The 16,374-nt window shown below is 44.3% G+C and carries 16 protein-coding genes and 2 tRNA genes; 8 read left to right on the plus strand and 10 right to left on the minus strand.

The window, feature by feature from the left end:
- Positions 1-39: 39 nt before the first annotated feature.
- Positions 40-112 (minus strand) — tRNA-Val (locus tag N179_RS12505).
- 186 nt (positions 113-298) lie between these two features.
- Here N179_RS12505 and N179_RS12510 point away from each other — a divergent pair.
- Positions 299-3,439 (plus strand): efflux RND transporter permease subunit, encoded by a 3,141-nt coding sequence (locus N179_RS12510; protein WP_035398894.1) that lies wholly within the window; start codon positions 299-301, stop codon positions 3,437-3,439.
- A 60-nt stretch (positions 3,440-3,499) separates the two neighbouring features.
- On the opposite strand, the gene N179_RS12515 is transcribed toward N179_RS12510, so the two are convergent.
- The gene (locus N179_RS12515) at positions 3,500-3,976 is read right to left on the minus strand and encodes a hypothetical protein (RefSeq protein ID WP_035398896.1); all 477 of its coding nucleotides are present in this window, start codon (positions 3,974-3,976) and stop codon (positions 3,500-3,502) included.
- Between the two features lie 65 nt (positions 3,977-4,041).
- On the minus strand, positions 4,042-4,875 hold the full coding sequence (locus N179_RS12520; protein ID WP_035398898.1) for a M15 family metallopeptidase: 834 nt from the start codon (positions 4,873-4,875) through the stop codon (positions 4,042-4,044).
- A 213-nt stretch (positions 4,876-5,088) separates the two neighbouring features.
- On the opposite strand from N179_RS12520, the gene N179_RS12525 reads away from it, so the two are divergent.
- Together N179_RS12525 and N179_RS12530 are read left to right on the plus strand one after the other, a co-directional pair.
- Positions 5,089-5,634 carry a methyltransferase family protein gene (locus tag N179_RS12525; RefSeq protein WP_023467151.1) on the plus strand — a complete coding sequence of 182 codons (546 nt, stop codon included), beginning with the start codon at positions 5,089-5,091 and terminating at the stop codon, positions 5,632-5,634.
- Positions 5,635-5,650: 16 nt separating this feature from the next.
- Positions 5,651-7,138 carry a phytoene desaturase family protein gene (locus N179_RS12530; protein ID WP_023467150.1) on the plus strand — a complete coding sequence of 496 codons (1,488 nt, stop codon included), beginning with the start codon at positions 5,651-5,653 and terminating at the stop codon, positions 7,136-7,138.
- Between the two features lie 59 nt (positions 7,139-7,197).
- Here the strand turns inward: N179_RS12530 and N179_RS12535 are convergent, their stop codons facing one another.
- Genes N179_RS12535 through N179_RS12545 form a run of 3 tightly spaced genes read right to left on the minus strand, consistent with a single transcriptional unit; the run spans position 7,198 to position 9,782 of the window.
- Positions 7,198-7,764, minus strand: a complete 567-nt coding sequence (locus N179_RS12535) for a histidine phosphatase family protein (protein ID WP_075642970.1) — start codon at positions 7,762-7,764, stop codon at positions 7,198-7,200.
- A gap of 16 nt (positions 7,765-7,780) precedes the next feature.
- The gene (locus N179_RS12540; protein WP_023467148.1) at positions 7,781-8,431 is read right to left on the minus strand and encodes a response regulator transcription factor; all 651 of its coding nucleotides are present in this window, start codon (positions 8,429-8,431) and stop codon (positions 7,781-7,783) included.
- Position 8,432: 1 nt separating this feature from the next.
- The gene (locus N179_RS12545; protein ID WP_035398902.1) at positions 8,433-9,782 is read right to left on the minus strand and encodes a HAMP domain-containing sensor histidine kinase; all 1,350 of its coding nucleotides are present in this window, start codon (positions 9,780-9,782) and stop codon (positions 8,433-8,435) included.
- A gap of 148 nt (positions 9,783-9,930) precedes the next feature.
- Between N179_RS12545 and N179_RS12550 the strand changes: the two genes are divergently transcribed.
- Positions 9,931-10,485: a YdhK family protein gene (locus N179_RS12550; protein ID WP_035398904.1), complete on the plus strand. Its 555-nt coding sequence runs from the start codon at positions 9,931-9,933 to the stop codon at positions 10,483-10,485.
- Between the two features lie 47 nt (positions 10,486-10,532).
- On the opposite strand, the gene N179_RS12555 is transcribed toward N179_RS12550, so the two are convergent.
- Positions 10,533-10,605 (minus strand) — tRNA-Val (locus tag N179_RS12555).
- A 138-nt stretch (positions 10,606-10,743) separates the two neighbouring features.
- A complete protein-coding gene (locus N179_RS12560; RefSeq protein WP_035398905.1) occupies positions 10,744-11,370 on the minus strand; it encodes a nitroreductase family protein in 627 nt (208 codons plus the stop codon).
- 185 nt (positions 11,371-11,555) lie between these two features.
- On the opposite strand from N179_RS12560, the gene yhfH reads away from it, so the two are divergent.
- From yhfH to N179_RS12580, 4 genes are all read left to right on the plus strand, one after another.
- Complete coding sequence (gene yhfH / locus N179_RS12565; RefSeq protein ID WP_064505459.1) at positions 11,556-11,702, plus strand: protein YhfH; 147 nt, start codon at positions 11,556-11,558, stop codon at positions 11,700-11,702.
- Positions 11,703-12,112: 410 nt separating this feature from the next.
- Entirely contained in the window at positions 12,113-12,739 is a 627-nt protein-coding gene (locus tag N179_RS12570) for a polysaccharide deacetylase family protein (protein WP_235515858.1), read from the plus strand.
- A gap of 15 nt (positions 12,740-12,754) precedes the next feature.
- Complete coding sequence (locus N179_RS12575; protein ID WP_052017209.1) at positions 12,755-13,396, plus strand: YkyA family protein; 642 nt, start codon at positions 12,755-12,757, stop codon at positions 13,394-13,396.
- Between the two features lie 100 nt (positions 13,397-13,496).
- Positions 13,497-14,399 carry an EamA family transporter gene (locus N179_RS12580; protein WP_035398907.1) on the plus strand — a complete coding sequence of 301 codons (903 nt, stop codon included), beginning with the start codon at positions 13,497-13,499 and terminating at the stop codon, positions 14,397-14,399.
- Positions 14,400-14,420: 21 nt separating this feature from the next.
- Here N179_RS12580 and nagE read toward each other — a convergent pair whose 3' ends face one another.
- Together nagE and N179_RS12590 are read right to left on the minus strand one after the other, a co-directional pair.
- Positions 14,421-15,929: an N-acetylglucosamine-specific PTS transporter subunit IIBC gene (gene nagE / locus N179_RS12585; protein WP_035398909.1), complete on the minus strand. Its 1,509-nt coding sequence runs from the start codon at positions 15,927-15,929 to the stop codon at positions 14,421-14,423.
- A gap of 212 nt (positions 15,930-16,141) precedes the next feature.
- On the minus strand, positions 16,142-16,339 hold the full coding sequence (locus tag N179_RS12590; RefSeq protein WP_023467139.1) for a CsbD family protein: 198 nt from the start codon (positions 16,337-16,339) through the stop codon (positions 16,142-16,144).
- Between the last annotated feature and the right edge of the window lie 35 nt (positions 16,340-16,374).

The raw sequence follows: 16,374 nt of genomic DNA on the forward strand, positions 1-16,374 counted from the left end.
AAAAAAAAATCGTCCCTTCGAAAAGGAACGATTTCGGTATGATTCTGACTGGGCTCGAACCAGCGACCTCTACCCTGTCAAGGTAGCGCTCTCCCAGCTGAGCTACAGAATCATGCTGTGTTGTTACTGGGTATATTTTTATTATAGCAGCATATCGAAAAGTGTAAAGCCTTTTTCACAAAAAAATTATCTTTTTCCAAGAAAGATCTTTTTAAATAAAAACAGTTTTAAAGTTGCGGGTTCTATGAGTGTCCTCTACTATGTAAATAAGCACATATAAAAAGAAAGGAGCGTTCATATGAACTTTTTAACCCGATTTAGTTTGAAGAACTCGGTTGCTGTCTTCATCATTGCAATCCTATTGATTTTAGGAGGCGTGTATTCCTTCTCACAATTAAAAGTTGATCAGTTCCCGGAAATCGAGTTTCCTCAGATTTCAATCGAAGCGGTTTACCCTGGTGCATCACCTGACGATGTCGATAAACAAGTCGTCTCAAAGCTTGAAACTTCCCTTAAAGGAATTGAAGGGGCTACCAAGCTAACAAGTTCTTCTTATGAAAGTATCGGTATCTTAAACATCGAATTCCCGTTCGATACCGATATGGATAAGGTCGAACAACAAATCGATGCTGCCATCCAAGATGCGAATCTACCGGAGGAAGCAACGACGAAATTAAATCGTCTGTCCTTTGGATCGTTCCCGATCTATAATATCTCCTTCTTTAGCAAGGATGGTAAAGACATCGAAAAAATCCTTAAGGAAGACATCGAGCCTGAACTTAATAAGATTCCAGGCATCAACAGCGTGTCGGTTGGTGGCTATAAGGATGATCTCGTTCAAATCACCGTCGATAAGGAGAAAGCGACGGAAGCGGGTCTCTCGCTCTCAAGCATCAAGGAACAAATCAATGGAAAGTATGTCTCGTTCCCATCTGGTCAGCTATCAGAAAACGATTCGAAAATTCCGATTCGTGTTGAGGAAAAACTAGAAAATCTAGATAAACTAAAAAATCTACAATTAACACCTGCTACAGGTGCAACTAGTTCATCAAGTAACGGTCAAACAGGTGGTTCATCTGCTGGCGGTCCACCACAAGGTGCAACGCAAGGACCACCAAGTACAACAGGTGGTGCAGCTGCAGATCAGGCGTCTGAACCTGCAGAGCCGATTCGCCTAGAGGATATCGCAAAAATCGAAGCCGTCTCACAACAAAGTGAAAAAACACGTTACGATTTAAAAGATTCCTTATCGATGGCAATCACGAAAAAACAAGATGCCAATACGGTCGAAATCGCAGATGAAGTCACGAAGATCCTCAATAAATATGACGACCAAGTCGACTATACGATTGGGATTGATTCAGCGAAGGATATCGAGGAGTCCGTTGCGACACTCGTCAAAGAAGGATTACTTGGTGCCCTCTTCGCATCACTCGCTGTACTCTTATTCTTGCGGAACATCCGCGCGACGATCATCGCCATCGTCTCGATTCCATTGTCATTACTCATCGCCGCTATCTTCTTGAACTGGCAAGATATCTCCCTGAACATCATGACACTTGGTGGGATGGCTGTTGCAGTCGGTCGTGTCGTCGATGATAGTATCGTTGTCATCGAGAACATCTTCCGGCGCGTCCGAAAATCCGAATCCGGTATGACGGATGAGATCATCGAACAATCGACAAAAGAGATTCTAAAAGCAATCACGTCATCAACGCTGACGACCGTCGTCGTCTTCCTACCGATTGGATTTGTCGGTGGGATTACTGGTAAGTTCTTCTTACCGTTCGCTTTGACGATTATTTTCTCATTACTTGCGTCACTACTCGTTGCGATCACGATCGTACCGATTCTCGCAAAATTTGCCTTCAAGAAGGTACCAGCAGAAGAAAAAGAAGGCGCTCTCCAACGTTGGTATGGCAAGCTGATTGAAAAATCACTCTCGCACAAGGCGATCATCTTGATCGTATCGTTCGTCCTTCTCGGTGGTTCCCTAGCGATCGTACCGCGTCTCGGCTTTACGTTCATTCCGAACGAGGCATCGAAGACCTTGACGGCATCGCTCGAACTTCCGGCTGCCACATCACTTGAAAAAACAAGTGACGTCTCGTTTGAGATGGAAAAAATGTTTGATAAAGAAAAAGCCATTGCTGACGTGACGACTTCTGTCGGAGCACGTGACTTCACGACAGGCTTACGTCTCGATAATAAAGCAAGTTACTTCTTGAATCTAAAAGACGGTGTAAACGTCGAGAAAACGATCAAGTCACTTGAAACACAGATGGAAGACATCGCTCAAGATGAAAACGTCGATGTCAAAATCAGTGTGGCTGAACTATCGACAGGTGGTCCTCCGTCGAATAACAACGTCGATGTCGACTTGTTCTCGAACGACCTCGAAGCCCTTCAAGAAGCGGCAAAACTCGTCGAGGATAACATGTCGAAAAATAATGATTTGAAATATATCACGAACAACTTCAGCGAAAAACAAAAGCAGTATCTCGTAGAAATCGATCCTGAGAAAGCAAGTGATCGCGGACTATCTGGTTTCCAAATTCTCGGTACCGTCAACGATCAAACGAAGCCAGTCACGGTCGGAACGCTCAATCTCGACAATAAGGATCAAGACGTACAATTATCTTATGAAGAAGGACTCGTCTCGAAAGAAGATCTCGAAGATGTCCAACTCTTCTCAGCAAACGGTCCTGTCGCTTTAAAAGATGTTGCGAATGTCAATGAAGTCGAGACCTTCACATCGATTCAGAAACTCGACGGAAAAGTATATGCTCGCGTATCTGGACAAGTCAAAGGAGACGACGTTCAAAACGTTTCGAACGCTGTAAAAGCTGACGTCGAAAAAATCGATTTACCAGACGGTGTCTCACTGACAAGTGGTGGCGGAAATGACGATACGGTCGAAATCTTCCAATCACTCGGAATTGCGATCGTCGTTGCAATCGGACTTGTTTACCTGACAATGTTGATCACATTCGGAAAAGCTCGGATTCCGTTCATCATCTTGTCCTCTCTGATTTTTGTTCCGATTGGTTCACTCGTCACGCTCTTCCTTGCGAATGAACCATTGTCTGTTAGTGTCATGATCGGCTTCCTGATGTTGATCGGAATCGTCACCACGAACGCAATCGTTCTCGTCGACCGCATTGGTCAAAACGTCGGACGTGGTATGCCGATCCGCGAATCATTGATTGAAGCTGGTAAAACGCGATTACGCCCAATCCTAATGACCGCATTTGCAACAATCATGGCATTGGTACCTCTCGCATTAACCACTTCTTCAGGAACATTGATCTCAAAAGGTCTTGCCTTGACGGTCATCGGTGGATTAACGACTTCTACGTTGTTAACACTTATCATCGTTCCTGTCGTCTATGAATTGTTCTTCTTCAAAAAAGCAAAAAAAGAACGTACGACTAAGTAAATGCACATGAAAAGGAGCCTATCGCGATCCAAGCGATAGGCCCCTTTCGTTCTATCAGGCTTACGACTCTAACTGTTCATCCGTTCGTTCTAATGTACCATCATGTTGCGCTACTAATCCGTCAAGAACGGATGGTTCAAACTCTTCACCGATCGCGATAATTCCTGTTTGTCCAGGTGGAATGACACCGAGTGTTCGTTTGAACGTTTCTTGGATTTCTTGATTTTCCTTCATGTCTTTCGATCCACCAATCAGCATACCCGTCATCGAACCAAGCAAGATGCCAAATGGTCCACCTAAGATACCAACGGCCATTCCAATCAATGAGCCTTTGACGGCGCGATTCGATCCGCTTAGGTCTACAGCATCTTCAAACGAAAAAGCACCATTCTCATTTCGCTTGATGACGGCAACCTGTTCGAAATCGACTTGACCTCGTGCATGATATTTCTTCAATTCACTAAATACTTGATAGGATGTCGCTTCTTCTTTGAACGTAAACGTCATGATGTGATGTTTCGCATCTTTTTTTGCCATTCGTTCCACCTCTTTCACCCGAGACGAATAACGGACTAAGCCAACATCCTCTATTTACCATGTTTTTAAGGAGTCGAAACCTTTACTGGTTTCCATGGTGCGAGGTGGAAATACTCCTCCATTGTTAATCCACTGACTTTTAGACGAGCGGCAAGCGTTGCTCCGACATACCGATAGTGCCAGCTCTCATACGTATAACCCGTCCAAGATTCTTTACCAGATGGATAACGGAGATGGAAGCCGTAGCGGTGAGCATTCGCAAACAACCATTTTGCCTCTTTTGTTTTTGAAAAGCTGAACGTGGCGTATTTTGTTGAATCAGCGCCTCCGATATCAAACGCAAGACCTGTTTGGTGTTCACTTTTCCCGGGTTCCGCACTATACGTACTCGCCTTCTCATATCCATCACGCGCAACATATTTATCAAACAACGTTTTTTGATAGGCATAGGAGCGATAAGTACTAAATGCAACGAGCGTAATTCCCTCTTTTTTAGCCGCTACACGCATTTTCTCAAACGCTGCTCTTGCTTGTTGATTCTCACCAGGAGCGTATGTCGAGCGGAGCGCTAAGTTCTTATTCGCGATGAGAGTATGACCGATCCGTTTTCCACCGATTTGTTCATCCGTTAGTAGATATTTTGTGCTCGCATAACCAATCTTCGTACCATATTGTACTTTTGACCAGGTACCGACTTTCGACAGTTCCGTCACATAGATCCCTGTTGGAATAACCGTAAGACTCGGTTGCTCGAGTGATGCCCCTTGACGTAAATGAAGGGATGTCTTGGCTTGACGATAAGAAGATGTTGATGCATCGACTGCTGGTATGTAAGTCGTCGTGGACGTAACCGTAGCTATCACTGCCAATGTCATGATGAATATCTGTTTTCTCTTCATTTTCGATTTTCACTCCATCTAATAATATTTACATTCCATATTTTAGATTAGAATACCATTCTTTTTTTCAAACATGGTTCTTTCGGAATGCTTGTCATGAAAATGAAGTATTTCTGAAGTTTTCTAAATGTAGCTTAAGGACGAATTACAATGGGTAAATAACGATGTATGCGTTTTCGAAACATGATTCTGATGTAGAAAGGAGTAGCGTACGTGTCACTTTGGGAATGGATTTTCAGTATCGGTAGCATCTGCTGGATTGGCGAGATGATTCGTTTCCGGAATCGCTCCGAGTCTAAGTCAGGCGCAGCAGAACAAGTTAGTTTTTATTTGATTTTCCTTGTCCTAAGCGGAACGATCGTCTGCGCTTTCCTCTTTGCGAATGAAACTGTTTCTTCTGTCATGCGCATCTCTTCATGCATTTTATTATGGTGTGGTGTTTCCTTACGCCTATGGGGAATTCTCCACTTAAAACAACAGTTCACTCGTCATGTCGTCGTGGCGTCTGGTGATCAGCTCGTCAGTAGCGGTCCCTATCGCTTTTTACGTCACCCGTTATACAGTGGGTTGTTGTTGATTACGATGAGCTTCCCCCTGTTCACCGGTCAGTTCGGACTTTTCATTCTCTCCGGACTTCTGATGTTCATTTTCTTGCTCTACCGGATTCGAATCGAAGAAGCGATGTTAACGAAAGGTTTTGGACCCGCCTATACGGTATGGGCTGCAAAACGAAAACGATTGATTCCATTCATCTACTAAAGGAGAAGTGATCCATTTGAAGAAACGTGCAATCGTCATTGGAGCTGGTCTTGCTGGTATGTCTGCTGCCATTCGTTTGGCTGGAGATGGTTATGCAGTCACGATGCTTGAAAAGAATGCGAACGTTGGAGGGAAACTGAATCAACGTAGTGGAAAGGGATTTACTTTCGATACCGGTCCTTCTATCTTAACGATGCCTTGGGTACTCGAACAACTCTTCTCAAGCGTTCATCGTAACTTGGATGATTACTTAGAAATCGAGCGCATTGAACCGCAATGGCGTACATTCTTTGAGGATGGAACAAAAATCGATGTCAAAGGTGACTTACCTGGAATGCTCGAAGAAGTCGAGCACGTCTCGTCACGGGCTGATTTTGTCGAATTGTTCCGGTACTCCAAACAAATGTACGACTTGTGCCTCGACAGTTTTTATAAATACAGTCTTGAAGATTTAAAGGACTTAAAAAAATACCATACGATGTCTGATTTATTAAAGATGGACCCGATGAATACCGTTGCGACCGGAACCAAAAAACATCTCAATGATCCGTATCTCGAACAGCTATTCAACTATATGGTCATGTATGTCGGTTCCAACCCATATCAGGCACCTGCTGTCTTCAATCAGATGATTTATGTTCAAATGGGTCTCGGTATCTATTATGTCAAAGGTGGGATGTACCAAATCGCGCGTGCCATGAAACGGTTACTTGATGAGCTCCGTGTCACAGTTCACCTCAACTCCCCCGTTGAACAAATCGTCCTTGAAAATAAAAAAGCGGTGGGCGTTCTATCAAACGGAACATTCCATGCAGCCGACATCGTCGTCTCAAACCTTGAGGTCATCCCGACTTACGAACGGATCGTTCCGGAGAAAAAAGCCCGGAAACAGGCAAAAAAATTACAAGCGTCGTTTGCCCCTTCCGTTTCAGGTCTTGTCCTATTGCTCGGTGTAAATCGTGAGTATCGCGGGCTAGCGCATCATAATTTCTTTTTCTCAGAAAATCCAGAGCGTGAATTCGCCCAAATGTTCAAAGAAGGTACTCCTCCAGAGGATCCAACGATTTATGTCGGTGTCTCGTCAAAATCCGACGCTTCCCAAGCTCCTGAAGGGAAGGATAACTTATTCGTCTTGACACACGTTCCACCGCTAACACTTCAAAAAGGTGAGGTCGACTGGGATGCGTACCGCGAAGTCGTTCTCGATAAACTGGAGCGGATGGGACTTCATGGACTTCGGGAATCGATCGAGTTTGAATATCGCTTTACCCCAGAGGATTTGAAAGAATTATACGGTCCAAACGGTGGATCGATTTATGGTGTCGCAGCCGATCGGAAGAAAAATGGTGGATTCAAGATTCCATCGAAGAGTGACTTGTACGAAGGACTTTATTTCGTTGGTGGGTCGACACATCCAGGCGGCGGTGTACCAATGGTCACCTTGTCCGGTCAATTAACAGCTGATTTGATCCGAAAACATGAAGGTGCTGTTCCTACGCCTTAAGATTTCTCCAATTACAAAAGAGACGGAAACTGATTCACTCATCAGTTCCGTCTCTTTTTTTACTTTGTATTCGTCAAAAGTGGTACGACATGAATGTCCGCCTTTTCTCCTAATCTCACATCCATTCGACATACGGCTGGCATTGGTAAGGATTTCCAAAATGCGTAATCAAACGTCGAATCAAATGTTTCTAAGAGTAACACCATGATGTTTCCGTGTGTTCCAAGAACGACTATTTCGTCAGGATGCTTCTCCACTAGTTCGTCGATGAATGGCCGAATGCGTTGCGACGCTCCGTTGTTCGTTTCGCCTCCATACGGATTTTCATTCGGATGTTGCCATACATATGTGACCGCTGCTTGAAAATCGTCAAGCTCTCCCGGTGCTAACAATCGCTCTCGTAGTTCCTCTACCTCAATGATTGGTTGTTGACGTGCCTCCGCAAGCGGTGCAATCGTCTCGATCGCCCGTTGATACGGGCTGCTGTAGAACCTGTCGATTGGAATTTCTTGAAACGTTTCAAGTAAACGTATCGCATCTGCTCGTCCTTTATCGGAAAGTGGCCGTTTCCGTTCATCTGGTGAATATGTCGAGTGTGCGTGCCGTACGAAATAGAGTGTCGTCATGTTTTGATTTTCCCCTTTATTGGTGTGTCCATCGGTATCCGATTCCGCGAACTGTTTCGAGATGCTGTTCAATCGGAAAACCGCAAACACGTAGTTTTTCTCTTAAATGTCTGATATGCGAGTCGATCGTCCGCTCGTCTACAGACGCTTCCGCTCCCCATAACATCGTCGTTAGTTGATCGCGTGTCCAAACACGTCGTGGAGAATCTAAAAATACACCTAACAACTCAAACTCCGTCTTCGTTAACGAAATCTTTTGTTGGAGGTAACTACAACGATAGCTTTCCCGGTCATAGGATAGACCATCATACTGTTGCTGTAATAAAACTTCCATTCGCCCGATCAGTTCCCCTTCTTGAATCGGTTTTGATATGTAATCATTCGCTCCTACTTCTCGTGTCCGAATGATGTCTTCCCGCTGATTCCGAGCCGTAACCATCAAGATTGGGATGTTAGAGTGTTCTCGAATGAGACGACAACATGTCCAGCCATCCATATCCGGCATCATGACATCTAGTAAAATCAGGTCGAATACGTGCTGACGGCAGAGATCAAGAGCTTGTTGCGCAGAATCCACAAGCTGACACGTGTACCCATACGGCTGAATATACAGTTTGAGCAGTTCAAGCATTCTTGGTTCATCATCTACGATCAATACATGCGGCATTTTATTTCTCCTTCCACTGCAGTGTCACTTGTGTTCCATGTCCAAGCTGACTCTTGATGTTCAATTCTGCTCCATGTGTCTGAGCAATTGCTTCAACGATGGAGAGTCCGATTCCAGTTCCTCCATGTTTTCGAGAACGAGATGCTTCCGTTCGGTAGAGCCGTTTCGTTACATGAGGTAAAGATTCTGCAGCGATCCCTTCTCCTGTATCTTCGATTTGAATGAAAGCCCCTACTGCGTTGACACCATAACGAACGATAATTTTTCCCGACGTCGTATGTCGCCGTGCATTTTCAACAATATTCACGATCATCTGGCGGAGCTGCTGAGCGTCACCCATCACTTCTATTCGCTCACCTTCTATCTCGAACGAAACATTTTCTTGTTCGATGTCCAGGCGCATCAATCGTATCACTTGATGAATCAAGTCTTCGACATCGACAGGTTTTCGTTCCATCATAAAAGCATTCGCATCAATGCGTGCTAACCAAAATAATTGCTCAATCCATTCATTCATTTGCTGACTTTCTTCTCGAATGATCGTAACGTAGCGTTGTTGCTCATCCGGCGTCAACGTTTGACGTTCGAGAATGTCCGCGTATCCCTTTATATATGTCAATGGTGTTCGTAGTTCATGAGATACGCTTGCTAAAAATTCGGATCGTTCCCGATTCAAAAAATCGAGATCTTGTTTTAATTGCTGAATCGAACGCGCCAATTGTCCCAGTTCGTCTTGTCGATCAATCGGCAACGCTCCATCTTCCCCATCTAATAGACGTGCCGTCGCTTTTTCCATTTGAACCAGCGGACGAGAGATGAGTCGGGTCGTCCAAATGCTTGCCGCACCTGCTAATAAAAGTGCGAGCAGACCCACTTGGAAAAACTGCTGTTTCAACGGATTAAGTACGTGATCCACGATTGCTTTAGAAGCGAACATGAAGACATGACCCTGATGTTTCCCGTCGATGGTGATGGGACTGTCCGTCATTAAAAAGTCACGCATCGTCACGATTTTTCCTTGTTGACGGTAATCGAAATCCGTATGCTCTAGCACACTTTTCATCTCATTCGACAAAGGTCGTGACGCTTCGAGTCGTTTTCCATCTGCATCAGTGATCACTACAGTAAACGATGAATCTGCTTCCATCATGCTGACATGGCGCATCGTCGTTTGGTCATAGGAATCGACAAGGACATCACGATGGGTATTTCCTCGGTTCAGTAAACCGTCCACTACTTCCTGCGTTCGTGTTTGAGACAACTGATAATACAACGTCCCAAACAACACACTGCCACAAATTAAAAATGCCGCAAGCACGATCCCTCCGACCGAGTATGAAATACGACGCATGACGATTCCTCCTTTTCCTCTCCACTTTTAGTATAGCTAAAAAAAACGCGATCGACGCAGACAAACAAAACTGTCACCTCATCTGCACACGATTTGCACATACGCTGGGTATAGTAAAAAAGACTAGTGAATTCAGGAGGGTTTTATTATGAAAAAATCATTGACGTTAACCGCACTGGCTCTTAGTTCTACGCTTTGGCTCGGTGCATGCGGATCCGCTTCAAATGACGAAGGAAGCAATAGCGACTCACACGACATGTCTCATGGAGATATGATGCATTCGAGTGATGGAAAGATACCGTCTGGTCTAAAGGAAGCCAGTGATCCGACTTATCCGAAAGGAAGCAACGTCACGTTGACGACGAATCATATGGATGGAATGAACGGAGCTAAAGCAACGATTGCGGGAGCTTATGATACCGTCGTCTATGCGATTAGTTACAAACCGACTACTGGTGGAAAGATAGTGAAAAATCATAAATGGGTCATTCAGGAAGAACTCGATCCCGTTCCAACTAAGCCACTGCAAGTTGGTGATGAAGCGACTGTCAAAGCGGATCATATGAAGGGTATGGATGGAGCTAAAGCGACGATTGACGAAGTAAAAGAAACGACGGTTTATATGGTGAACTATGAACCAACGGACGGTGGAGAGATGGTGAAAAATCATAAATGGGTCACAGAGGATGAGATAAAGAAATAATAAAAAAAAGCCCGCTTTTCCTTTAAAGGAGAAGCGGGCTTTCGGTATGATTCTGACTGGGCTCGAACCAGCGACCTCTACCCTGTCAAGGTAGCGCTCTCCCAGCTGAGCTACAGAATCATGTTTGCAGTACGTTATGTACTTGCTAGGACATGTATTAATATATCAAGAAACTAAAAGGCTGACAAGTCTTTTTCTGAAAAAAAATAAAAAATTTAAAATGGGGGAATCCACCCCGCTTCCCCCATTTTGAATGACTTACAGGAAGGTTGATACTCGATCAATCGGTAAACGTAGTGCCGGACGTTTTTTCGCATCTTCAACCGCTTTTCCGACAGCAATCAGCATGACTGGTACATACCGTGACTCGGTGATGAACGTTTCCGCAAAACGTTGATGATCAAATCCACCCATTGCGAGTGTTGATAATCCACGCGCTTCTGCCGCAAGCATCAATTGCATCGCAGCAAGGCTCGCATTCGACATAGCCGCGTCGCGTCCATACGCCTCACTTTGATAAGCGCCTTCTACCTGTGCCTTGATCGAATCAAACAGATCCTCTGTCATGCCACCTGCTTCCACTGCTGGACCGTACACTGGATTGTAGTTTCGATTAGCTTGAACATCACCTAAGATCGCAATGACTGCTGAAGCCGAAGTGATAGCCGGCTGATTGTATGCGATCGGTGCAAGCTGCTGCTTCGCTTCTTCCGAATGAAAGACCGTGAAATGCCAGTGTTGCAAATTCCAAGCACTCGGCGCGGCTGTCGTCCATTCTAATAGTTCTTCTACTTCCTGTTTTGAAAGCTTGAACGTTTCGTCGTAATGACGAACGGAACGTCTTTCTGTTAAGACACGCATTGTATCAAGTGTTGCCTGTGTCATGTGTAAATCCCCCTTATCATTATCAGATTACTTAGATATCGTAGCATGTCTTATTTTCATTGTCCTCTATCAATACTTCAAACGAATCTACTGTTATAAAACAATAGTTGACGTTCAACTTCTGTACTAATACAATAAAATCAAGAAAAAAGATCATTGCGTTTACTTTGAAGGAGGAAAAACACATGGAACAACCCCTTTACCAAGAAGCATCTGCTGCATTCTATCGTGAGCTTCCCGTCAAGACGTGTGCCCATTGCGGAAAAGAGATGGATGAACAATGTGAATCCTATCAAACGGAATGCGATGAGTGTGCTGTAACAGAACACTAAATAATACATGAAACAATCACTTACTTAGTGGTTGTTTTTTTATTTCTTTTAAACTCTTTCTAAATAAATCAATATTTTTTAGAAAAATCGATTTTCCGTCATCTTTTTGTCATCTGTTTGTTACAAAAGAAACAGTCAGAATGTTACATTATCTGTATATGATATTTTTGACAAAAGGAGCGACAGACAACGATGGATCCATTTACCTCAAGCCACGCTAGCGAACTCGGTCCACGACCGCGTACAAAAAAAGAAAGTTTTTCCCTCGGTTTTTCTTACTTCTCACACTGGTCTTTCTCGGAGTTGGGGGATATGTCGCTTTCCGATATGTTTTTACTCCTGAACAACATTCCATTACGACAGGTAAATCCATTATTGAAGTGCCTGTCGTCAATATGGAAAAAGCACGCGTGGAAAAATGGAATGGTGTGACGAAAAAAGTCGCTTATTTAACATTCGAGGATGGTCCATCCGCATTAACACCGGACTTACTTCGAACATTGGATCAACTTCAGACTCGTGCCACTTTCTTTTATCTCGGAACACAAGTAGATGCTTTTCCACAAGAAGTCAAAGCTGCTGCTAAAGCTGGACACTATATCGGATTACACGGGGAAACACACGATTACGATACATTGTACGAAAAAGGAAAGTATGTCTCAGAGATGCAAAGTGTTCAGAAGAAAATCCATGAGTTGACGAAGCTAACACCACATTTGACACGACCACCTTATGGCTCTGATCCAGGCATCACAAAAAAAATGGCATCTGCCATTCATTCAGCAGACTTCCGTGTGTGGGACTGGTCGATCGATTCAATGGACTGGTATTACAAAGATAGTGCAAAAGAAGTCGCGAATACAGTCATTCGGCGAGCAGAGCGTCCGTTTGAAATCATTCTCTTACATGAACAACCACAAGCCATCAAAGCACTTCCAGCCATTGTTGCCGGACTTCAGAAAAAAGGCTATCAATTCGCGATTTATGATGAAGATTTCCATATTCCGTACAACTTCGCGCAACACTCGAATTTATAAGGAGTTACTATCCAGATGAAAAAAACATTCGTAGCAGTACTGTTCCTGTCGAGCTTTGGACTCGCTGCCTGTTCCAACGATTCACCAACCTCTCTTCATGAACAGCTAGAGCAACAAGTCAAAGGTGAAGAGAAAGCATTCACGCTAGCTGATCAACGTGCTCGTAAGGACGAAATTTCAGTTAATACGTATCAAGCCGTTCTTGATGCAGGTGCTGAAGAAATCAAACGCTCTCAAAATGAACGAGAGGAATTAGAAGCCTTAAATGACGAACGGCTTGCTTTATTGAAACAAGAAGAAACGTTACGTAAAGAAACGTACGCTGAACTTGATCTTGAAGAATTGCAGGATGCTGTCAACCAACTTGATGGTAAAGCAAAAACAGAAGGAACTGCCTTAGTGACAATCATCAAGGAACGCCAGCAGACGTTTCAAACGTTCTCGAAAACGTATCGACAAGCGATGGACGCCGAAAAGAAAGTGCTTTCACGCTTGACGAAAAAACCGGATTTCGTTAAGATTGATGAGTCAACAGCGGATTTAAATCGTTTAACACGGAAAGCTACCGCGTCATTAAAGAAGTGGAATACGCTGACCGTTCAGTATAATCAAACGAAAACCCGGCTGTATCGTTTGCTCGACACATCAACTCAATAAATCACACAGGTTGCAACCAAACCCTGTCCAAAAAACCTGGACAAGGCCCCGTTGCAACCTTTTTTGTGTGGTTTTTACTAAAAATGGAGGGAAATTATTCATGCATCGCTCAAAAGCCACTTTATTCGTTCTCATCGGCGCTATCAGTTATGGTGTCCTCTCAACGATCGTCAAACTCGCTTATGCTGCTGGATTCAACTCAGCAGCCGTTTCAGGTAGTCAATTTTTCTTCGGCTGGCTGATGATTTTCGGACTTGCCTTATTTACGAAAAATCTTCGTCTCGATCTCAAAACAGCTGGTCTTCTCATGCTGATCGGTATCTCAAGTGGTACAACTGGTTATCTGTACTATCAAAGTCTTCAAACCGTATCCGCATCCGTTGCAATTATTCTCTTATTCCAATTTACTTGGATCGGAGTCATCATCGATGCGCTCGCATTCAGACGCTTACCATCTCGCGCACACTTCTTGTCTGCGATTCTATTGATTGGTGGAGCCATTCTTGCGAGTGCTGCTTACTCGAGCCCACTCGACCTGCGTGGAACATTATTCGGTCTTGGAGCGGCTGTCAGCTTCTCGATTTTCTTACTCGCCAGCGGACGCATCGCCAATCATTTACCCGTCATTAAGAAAAGTTTTTACATGATGACAGGTGGTCTTGCTTTCGTCATGACGATGTATCCACCGACAACATTCTTGTCGTCTGCGAACTTCGAAAATGGACTTCTGTTATACGCGATTCCGCTCGGTCTGTTCGCGTTGATTTTACCACCGCTCTTATTTGCTGCTGGCGCACCTCATCTCTCCCCAGCAAGCGTTTCTTTACTTGGAGCGGCTGAACTACCGACAGCAGTCATCTGTTCCGTCTTAATTTTAGGAGAACATCTGATGAGTTCCCAATGGATCGGGATCGTCATCATCTTGATCGGAATCTTTTATCCAATTTATCGCTCAAGCAAAACAGCATCTGTTGCGAACGTACAGCAAAACGACCTTTCCTGAGCTCAGGAAAGGTCGTTTTCTTTACTTCTGTCGTTTCATCGCATCCGCAACGAACTCGACGTCCGTGCCGATGATGATTTGAACGCTAGTCGCCCCCATCTTCATGACACCTTTTGCTCCAGCCGCTTTAATCGCTGCTTCGTCAATGATGTTTGGATCTTTGACTTGAAGACGTAAACGTGTCGCACAATTGTCAATCGACGTGACATTTTCTGTTCCTTTTAGTCCCGCAAAGATGCGTGCTGCTTGTTGCTCATATTTATCGTCTGAATCTGTCAAAACGACTCCCGTGTCTGTGACGAGCGATTCATCTTCACGACCTGGTGTTTTCAAATCAAATTTCGTGATCATGAAGTAGAACAGGAAGTAGTAGACGACCGCGAACGCGAGACCAACCGGGATGAGAAGTAATGGTTTTGTGGCAATCCCGAAGTTCAAGGCATAATCAATGAAACCAGCCGAGAAGGAGAAGCCATGTAAAATACCAAGTAAGTTAACGATGGCCATCGATAGACCTGTTAAAACTGCATGAATGACATATAAAACAGGTGATAAGAACATGAACGAGAACTCGATCGGTTCCGTGATACCTGTCAAGAAGGACGTCAATCCAAGACCAATCATCGCTCCAGCAACTGCTTTTCGATTTTCCTTACGCGCAGCCATGACGATCGCAAAAGCTGCAGCCGGTAAGGCGAACATCATGATTGGGAAGAAGCCCGCTTGATAAATCCCAGCTGTCGGATCTCCAGCGAAGAAGCGCGCGATGTCACCATTCGCGACCGTACCATCTGCTTTTTCATATGAACCGAAGACGAACCAGAAAATATTATTTAAGACGTGGTGTAAGCCGACAGGAATCAAGAGACGGTTAAAGAACCCAAATAGAGCAGCGCCTCCTGCACCAAGACCAACCATCCATTCACCAGCACCGTTGATGCCTTGCTCGATGAACGGCCAGACATAACCAAAGATGAAAGCAAGTACGAGCATGACCGCTGATGTAATGATTGGAACGAAACGACGACCACCAAAGAATGCTAACCAATCCGGTAACTTAATGTTATAGAACCGATTGTATAGAAGTCCTGCGACGATACCCGCGATGATTCCACCAAATACCGCCATATTAACGGTCGAACCGAGTGTCGCCTGATTCGCGATCGAACCAAGTGTCGCTCCGTCGACCTTGGTCGAGGAATCATTGACGATCGCCGCGATCGCATCATACTTTGCCTGAATTTGTGCGCTGGAATAATCCTTGTTCATCGAGTCGACGCCATTCTTTAAGACGAGATACCCGATGGCCCCGGCAAGACCCGCTGCCCCGCTCGCATCGATCGATAGACCAATCGCGACACCAATGGCAAAGATCAATGGCAGGTTATCAAAAATAGCCCCTCCTGCTGCTACCATCAACGGAATATCTAACATATCCGCTGAACCTAATCGGAGTACGATTCCGGCAGCCGGTAATACTGCGATTGGTAACATCAAGGCTTTACCAATGCGTTGTAGAAACTGCAACATACCTTTCACCCTTTCTTGAATAAACGATAATGACAGAACAATGTAAACGCTTTTACGTTTTTTATTATTCCACATAAACATCTAAATGACTAGACCTTTATACAAATTATTCATTATCTTTTTTTATTGATATAAAAATTCATTATAGCAGACGCTAAAAACCGGACTAGAGTCATTCTCCAGTCCGGTTTTTCTATTTAATTTCAACGGTCTTAGCGGCGATTTGTATCTTCAAAATTTTGTTGGACGTTACCGACTGTTTTCTTCGCCTCGCCTTTTACTTGATCTTTTTTACCTTCGCGCTCTGTCGATTTATCGCCTGTTGCTTTCCCAAGCGCTTCTTTTGCTTTACCCGCTACTTTATCGACGAGACCATCTACTTTTTTATTGAGACCACTGTTGTTTGACATAACCATTACCCCCATTTAAAAGTTTTTTTTGCGAT

Origin of the sequence: Exiguobacterium indicum HHS 31 (assembly GCF_001939065.1) — a bacterium.
In the GTDB taxonomy this organism is placed as follows: domain Bacteria; phylum Bacillota; class Bacilli; order Exiguobacteriales; family Exiguobacteriaceae; genus Exiguobacterium_A; species Exiguobacterium_A indicum.

Excerpts from the sequence above, each read along its gene's own strand:
- N179_RS12510 (WP_035398894.1), top strand. The coding sequence starts at position 299 with ATGAACTTTTTAACCCGATTTAGTTTGAAGAACTCGGTTGCTGTCTTC.
- N179_RS12515 (WP_035398896.1), bottom strand. The coding sequence starts at position 3,976 with ATGGCAAAAAAAGATGCGAAACATCACATCATGACGTTTACGTTCAAA.
- N179_RS12520 (WP_035398898.1), bottom strand. The coding sequence starts at position 4,875 with ATGAAGAGAAAACAGATATTCATCATGACATTGGCAGTGATAGCTACG.
- N179_RS12535 (WP_075642970.1), bottom strand. The coding sequence starts at position 7,764 with ATGACGACACTCTATTTCGTACGGCACGCACACTCGACATATTCACCA.
- N179_RS12540 (WP_023467148.1), bottom strand. The coding sequence starts at position 8,431 with ATGCCGCATGTATTGATCGTAGATGATGAACCAAGAATGCTTGAACTG.
- N179_RS12545 (WP_035398902.1), bottom strand. The coding sequence starts at position 9,782 with ATGCGTCGTATTTCATACTCGGTCGGAGGGATCGTGCTTGCGGCATTT.
- N179_RS12550 (WP_035398904.1), top strand. The coding sequence starts at position 9,931 with ATGAAAAAATCATTGACGTTAACCGCACTGGCTCTTAGTTCTACGCTT.
- N179_RS12560 (WP_035398905.1), bottom strand. The coding sequence starts at position 11,370 with ATGACACAGGCAACACTTGATACAATGCGTGTCTTAACAGAAAGACGT.
- yhfH (WP_064505459.1), top strand. The coding sequence starts at position 11,556 with ATGGAACAACCCCTTTACCAAGAAGCATCTGCTGCATTCTATCGTGAG.
- N179_RS12575 (WP_052017209.1), top strand. The coding sequence starts at position 12,755 with ATGAAAAAAACATTCGTAGCAGTACTGTTCCTGTCGAGCTTTGGACTC.
- N179_RS12580 (WP_035398907.1), top strand. The coding sequence starts at position 13,497 with ATGCATCGCTCAAAAGCCACTTTATTCGTTCTCATCGGCGCTATCAGT.
- nagE (WP_035398909.1), bottom strand. The coding sequence starts at position 15,929 with ATGTTGCAGTTTCTACAACGCATTGGTAAAGCCTTGATGTTACCAATC.
- N179_RS12590 (WP_023467139.1), bottom strand. The coding sequence starts at position 16,339 with ATGTCAAACAACAGTGGTCTCAATAAAAAAGTAGATGGTCTCGTCGAT.